Source organism: Halorubrum sp. Ea1, from assembly GCF_002252965.1.
Lineage (GTDB): Archaea > Halobacteriota > Halobacteria > Halobacteriales > Haloferacaceae > Halorubrum.
Map to the genome: position 1 here is coordinate 1 of NZ_NHPG01000100.1, position 4,918 is coordinate 4,918.

The 4,918-nt window shown below is 72.8% G+C and carries 7 protein-coding genes; 4 read left to right on the top strand and 3 right to left on the bottom strand.

Annotated features, from left to right (window positions below):
* The 3 genes from DJ73_RS12130 to DJ73_RS12135 form a co-directional block, all read left to right on the top strand.
* Positions 1 to 377 (top strand): helix-turn-helix domain-containing protein (locus DJ73_RS12130; protein WP_176451131.1); only part of this gene is annotated, 377 nt, incomplete at its 5' end.
* A gap of 95 nt (positions 378 to 472) precedes the next feature.
* Positions 473 to 628, top strand: coding sequence for a hypothetical protein (locus tag DJ73_RS20375; RefSeq protein ID WP_170938315.1), 156 nt, complete (start codon positions 473 to 475; stop codon positions 626 to 628).
* 184 nt (positions 629 to 812) lie between these two features.
* Positions 813 to 1,268: a pyridoxamine 5'-phosphate oxidase family protein gene (locus tag DJ73_RS12135; protein ID WP_094521857.1), complete on the top strand. Its 456-nt coding sequence runs from the start codon at positions 813 to 815 to the stop codon at positions 1,266 to 1,268.
* A gap of 62 nt (positions 1,269 to 1,330) precedes the next feature.
* Here the strand turns inward: DJ73_RS12135 and DJ73_RS19825 are convergent, their stop codons facing one another.
* The 3 genes from DJ73_RS19825 to DJ73_RS12145 form a co-directional block, all read right to left on the bottom strand.
* Positions 1,331 to 1,480 carry a zinc ribbon domain-containing protein gene (locus DJ73_RS19825; RefSeq protein WP_141211934.1) on the bottom strand — a complete coding sequence of 50 codons (150 nt, stop codon included), beginning with the start codon at positions 1,478 to 1,480 and terminating at the stop codon, positions 1,331 to 1,333.
* Between the two features lie 115 nt (positions 1,481 to 1,595).
* Positions 1,596 to 2,351, bottom strand: a complete 756-nt coding sequence (locus DJ73_RS12140) for an ABC transporter permease (protein ID WP_094526991.1) — start codon at positions 2,349 to 2,351, stop codon at positions 1,596 to 1,598.
* Positions 2,348 to 3,421 (bottom strand): ABC transporter ATP-binding protein, encoded by a 1,074-nt coding sequence (locus tag DJ73_RS12145; RefSeq protein WP_094558092.1) that lies wholly within the window; start codon positions 3,419 to 3,421, stop codon positions 2,348 to 2,350. Before DJ73_RS12145 ends, DJ73_RS12140 begins: the two co-directional genes overlap by 4 nt.
* Before the next feature lie 145 nt (positions 3,422 to 3,566).
* Here DJ73_RS12145 and DJ73_RS12150 point away from each other — a divergent pair.
* Positions 3,567 to 4,918: folylpolyglutamate synthase/dihydrofolate synthase family protein (locus DJ73_RS12150; protein ID WP_141212956.1), on the top strand; the 1,352-nt coding region annotated here is incomplete at its 3' end.

Consider the following 4,918-nt stretch of genomic DNA (forward strand, 5'->3'; position numbering starts at 1 on the left):
TCGACCGGCACGGGCTGCCGGTTTCGGAGACGACGATCCGAGACGGGCGCCTCCTCGTCACGTTCCACGCGACCGATCTCCCGACGCTCCGATCGGTGCTCGACGCGTTCCGGGAGTCGACCCCGGACATGGAGGTGTTGCGGCTCCTCCAGTCGTCGTCGACGCCGGAGGAGTCGGACCTGGTCACCGTTGACCGGAGCGACCTCACCGAGCGTCAGCGCGAGGTGCTCACGGCCGCCTACGACGCCGGCTACTTCGATCACCCCAAGGGGGCGAACGCCGGCGAGGTCGCCGAATCGCTCGGCATCGACCGCTCGACGTTCAGCGAGCATATCGCGGCCGCACAGCGGAAGCTGCTTTCGTCGCTACTGGACTGAGCGGCCGCGTGCGACCGAGAGCCGCCGTTGATCGGATTCCGAAACTTCAGGAATCCAAACCATCCTTCATGAGTGTCTGTGTCGTACTCGTATCCATGACGAGTCCAGGGACTCACACGTTCGTCTGCCCGGAGTGCCGTCGGTCGATCGAGGTGGACGACGCTATGCGGGCGACGCTGCTCGACGTCGGCTGCGTCGTCTGCGGCGAACCCGTCACCGAGAGCGACATCAGCGACCCCCAGACCGCGTAACGCCGCCCCGTCGTTTGCCTCGGCTCTCCCCGCCGTTACCCCGAGATACGTCGACCGCATCGCCGTCGCCCGCCGAGCGCGCAGACCTCCGCCCGTCGAGCGCGCGGACCTCCACCCGCCTCGCCGGCTCCGCGGTCCGATCCGTCTCGTGTCCTTTATCCGGGCGTACGCCGACTCGTTGCGTATGGCGACGAACAGCGAGGTCGAGATGACCGACGCGGAGGTCGACGCGTTCCTCTCGCACCACGAGACCGGCGTGCTCTCGCTTGCGCGCGACGAGACGCCGTACGCTATCCCGATCTCCTATGGATTCGACGAGGAGTCCCGCGACGCCTTCCTCCGGCTGGTGTCGACGCCCGACAGCGAGAAGCGTGAGTTCCTCGCCTCGAACCCGAAGGCGCGGATCGTGGTGTACGAGGAGGACGGCGACGAGTACGGCAGTGTCGTCGGCGTCGGCACGCTCCGCAGGGTCGACCTCGACGAGCTCACGCCCGAGACGATCGCGCAGTACGGGGAGACCCGCCGCCCCCTCTTCGAGATCTGGGCCGACGGGAAGCCCGACCTCGACATCGACCTCTATCGGTTCGTCCCCGACCGACTCACCGGGCGGACGATCGTCGTCGAGCGCGACGACGAGTGAGGCGGCCGCTGACGCGCTGATTTTCGATCGTCACCCGGCGAGCGACCCGTCCGGGCGAGACCTTATCTGTCGTCGGTATCGTCGGAGAAGTCGCCCTCGCTGGCGCCGGTCGTACAGACCGGACAGCCCGTGGCGAGGATCGTCTCCCGCATCTCCTCGTTGACCTCGATGGTCTGCGCGCAGTCCGAACAGGTGAATTGAACGGTCGTCAACACTGGACCTCTCTCGTCTCTCCGAGACGGCACCGTGCGATATAAATGACCGGCTTCGGGGACGGCGGGTCCCCCGTCGGGTACCCTTCCGGCTTAGTTTGATGCCGTTCCCGCCTCAGTCCGTCCGCGGGACCGCGTACGCGCCGACCGCGAGGAACGCGACCGCGAGCGCCGAGAGGACGGCGAGGTCGCCGACCCACGCGCCTGGCTCGTGAACGATCGCCCGCGTCCCGCGCGCGAAGTACGTCAGCGGCGAGGCGGCGACGGCCGGCCGGAACCACGCCGGCAGCAGGTCGGGCGAGACGAACGTCTCGGAGAGGAAGAGCAGGGGGAGCGCGACCGTGTTGCTCGCGGCGATCACGCCGTCCTGCGAGTCCGTGAGCGCGCCGAGCACGGCGCCGAGCCCGCAGAACAGCGCGACGCCGACGGCGACGAAGACGGGGAGGACGGCGAGCGCGGGCGAGACGACCGGCTCGGCGTCGGTCACCGCGAGGACGAGCCCGAAGATCAGCAGGCTCGCCGCGCCGATGATCGCGACGTTGACCAGTGTGTGCGCGAGCAGCCACTCCGCGCGGGAGAGGGGCGTCGTCGCCAGCTTCTCGAACCGGCCGCCGTCGCGGTGGCGGGCGATCTCCGAGCCGACCCGCGAGAGGGGAGTGAAGAGGACGACGACCGCGAGGTAGCCGGGGATGTAGTACCCCGCCGGCTCCGCGAACAGCCCCCCGCCGGTCGGCTGGGTGCGGACCAAGGCGCCGAAGATCACCACGAGGATCACCGGGAAGAAGAACGTGAAGAACACCGCCGTTCGCCGCCGGAGGAACGACCGCGCCGCCGCGGTCGCCTCGGTGCCGATCCGGCCGACGCGGGTCATCGGCCGCCTCCGTCCGGTGCGTCGCCGCCGTCGGGCGCGGCCGGCGTCTCCTCGCTCGGGATCGCCCGCCCCTCCCGCGGCGAGTACTCCTCGCCGGTGAGCCGCAGGTAGACGTCCTCAAGCGAGGGCTCGGACCACGCGAGCGACTCGAAGGCGACCCCGGCGGCGTCGAGGGCGTCGACCGCGTCGCCGATCGTCTCGGGCCGAACGCCTCGGACCCGCAGCCCCTCGCGGGTCGACTCGGCGTCGGCGTCGCCAGCGAGGCTCGCCGCGACGCGCTCGTCGACGCGCTCGACGAGCCCGTCGCTCGCGGGGCCGTCGAGGGTCACGTCCAACCGGGGGGCGCCGCCGTGTTCGGCGATCAGCTCGTCGGGCGGCCCGACCGCGACGACGGCGCCGTCGCGGAGGAGGGCGACGCGGTCGGCGAGGCGCTCGACCTCGTCCATCGCGTGGCTGGTGAGGAAGACGGTCGTCCCGCCGTCGGCGAGCCGCTCGATCAGGCGGTGGATCGACCGCCGGCCGGCCGGGTCGATCCCGGTCGTCGGCTCGTCGAGGAAGAGGAGGTCGGGGTCGTTGACGATGGCGGTCGCGACGCAGGTCCGGCGCTGTTGGCCGCCCGAGAGCGTCTCGTACCACGCGTCCGCGTCGTCGGCCATCCCCACGTCCCGGAGGACCGACTCGACGCCGCGGGCGTCGTCGTAGAGGCCGCCGTAGTACTCGACCAACTCGGTCGCGGTGAGGCGTTCCGGCGGGTCGAACGACTGCGGGAGCAGGCCCACGCGCTGCGGGTCGACCTCGCGGGGCGGGACGCCGAACACGCGCAGGTCGCCCTCGGCGTCGGTCGTCCCCGTCAGCGCCCGGACGAGAGTCGTCTTCCCCGCGCCGTTGGGGCCGATGAGCCCGAACACCTCGCCGGCCTCGACGCGGAGGTCGACCCCGTCGAGCGCGACGACGTCGCCGTACGACCGCCGGACGCCCTCGCCGACGAGGGCCGGGTCGCGGGCGCCGTCGTCCCCCGTCGAATCGGCCTCGTCGACCGCGGACGCCGACGCGGCCGCTGTCTCGTTCATGCGATCGCTCGGTCGGCGGCGCGCGTAAGGGTTGCTCTTCGCGGCGGGAGGCGACGGGCCGGCGCGGCGGCGGGAACCGCCCACCGGTGCCGGGTTCGAGGGCACGGTCCGTTACGCCTAAGCGACCCGACGCCGACCCACGGACATGGACTACCACGAGGCGGCGGCGTTCCTCTTCGACCTCCGCCGCTTCTCGGTCAAGCCCGGGACCGAGCGCGTCGCGGCGCTGCTCGACCGGCTCGGCAACCCCGAGGACGACGTGCCGTTCGTGCAGGTGGCCGGCTCGAACGGGAAGGGGAGCACGGCGCGCATGACCGAGTCGATCCTGCGCGAGGCCGGGCTCTCCGTCGGCCTCTATACCTCGCCGCACCTCTCCGCGCTCGCCGAGCGGGTCCGCGTCGACGGCCTCCCGATGACGGAGGACGCGGTCACCGCCTTCGTCGAGGACGTCAAGCCGTGGCTCGTCGAGCGCGCGGCCGCCGGCGAGCCGCTCACGTTCTTCGAGGTCGTCACGGCGATGGCGATCCGCGATTTCGCGCGCCGCGACGTCGACGTCGCGGTGCTGGAGGTCGGGCTCGGCGGCGAGTACGACGCGACCAGCGCGGTCACCCCGGTGGCGACCGCCGTGACGAACGTCTCGCTCGAACACACCGCGGTCCTCGGCGACACGATAGCCGAGATCGCCCGAACGAAGGCCCGGATCGCCGAGCCGGGCGCGCCGTTCGTGACGGCCTGCGGGGGCGAGGCGCTCGCCGTCGTCCGCGAGGTCGCCGGGGAGGAGGGCGCGCCGGTCGCGACGGTGGCGGGGGCGGACACGGATCGGGAGGGAGACAACGGAGACGCCGCCGACGGGAACGCCGACGACGCCGCCGGCGACGGTCTCGACCCGTCCCCCGCCCTCTCCGTCGCCTACGACGGCCGCGTGAGCCCGACCGACGCCGAGGTGACGCTCGCCGGCGAGCTGGAGGGGACCTACCGGATCCCGCTCGTCGGCGACCACCAGGCGACGAACGCTGGGGTCGCCGTCGCGCTGGCCCGCCGGACCGCGGCGGCGCTGGCCGAACGGGCGGGGGACGGTGAGGGCGGCGACAGCGACGGAGGGACCGACCGCGCGGGCGCGGACGGCGACTCCCTCCCGGCGGCCGCGGTCCGCGACGGGCTCGCGCGGGCGACGTGGCCCGGCCGGTTCGAGGTGCTCGACACGGCGCCGCTGACGGTGCTCGACGGCGCGCACAACCCGGCGGCCTGCCGGACGCTCGCGGGGACGCTCGCCGAGTACGACTACGACGACCTCCACCTCGTCTACGCCGCGATGCACGACAAGGACCACGCCGGCGCCGCGGGCGCGCTCCCCGACGCCGCCTCGGCGGTCACCTGTCGGCCGGCGCTCGACCGCGCGGAGGACCCGGAGGTGCTCGCGGCCGCGCTCCGGACCGCGGGCGTCGACGAGGTGACCGTCGGCGACGACGTGGCCGCCGCGCTCGACGCCGCGGTCGC

Excerpts from the sequence above, each read along its gene's own strand:
- DJ73_RS20375 (WP_170938315.1), top strand. The coding sequence starts at position 473 with ATGACGAGTCCAGGGACTCACACGTTCGTCTGCCCGGAGTGCCGTCGG.
- DJ73_RS12135 (WP_094521857.1), top strand. The coding sequence starts at position 813 with ATGGCGACGAACAGCGAGGTCGAGATGACCGACGCGGAGGTCGACGCG.
- DJ73_RS12140 (WP_094526991.1), bottom strand. The coding sequence starts at position 2,351 with ATGACCCGCGTCGGCCGGATCGGCACCGAGGCGACCGCGGCGGCGCGG.
- DJ73_RS12145 (WP_094558092.1), bottom strand. The coding sequence starts at position 3,421 with ATGAACGAGACAGCGGCCGCGTCGGCGTCCGCGGTCGACGAGGCCGAT.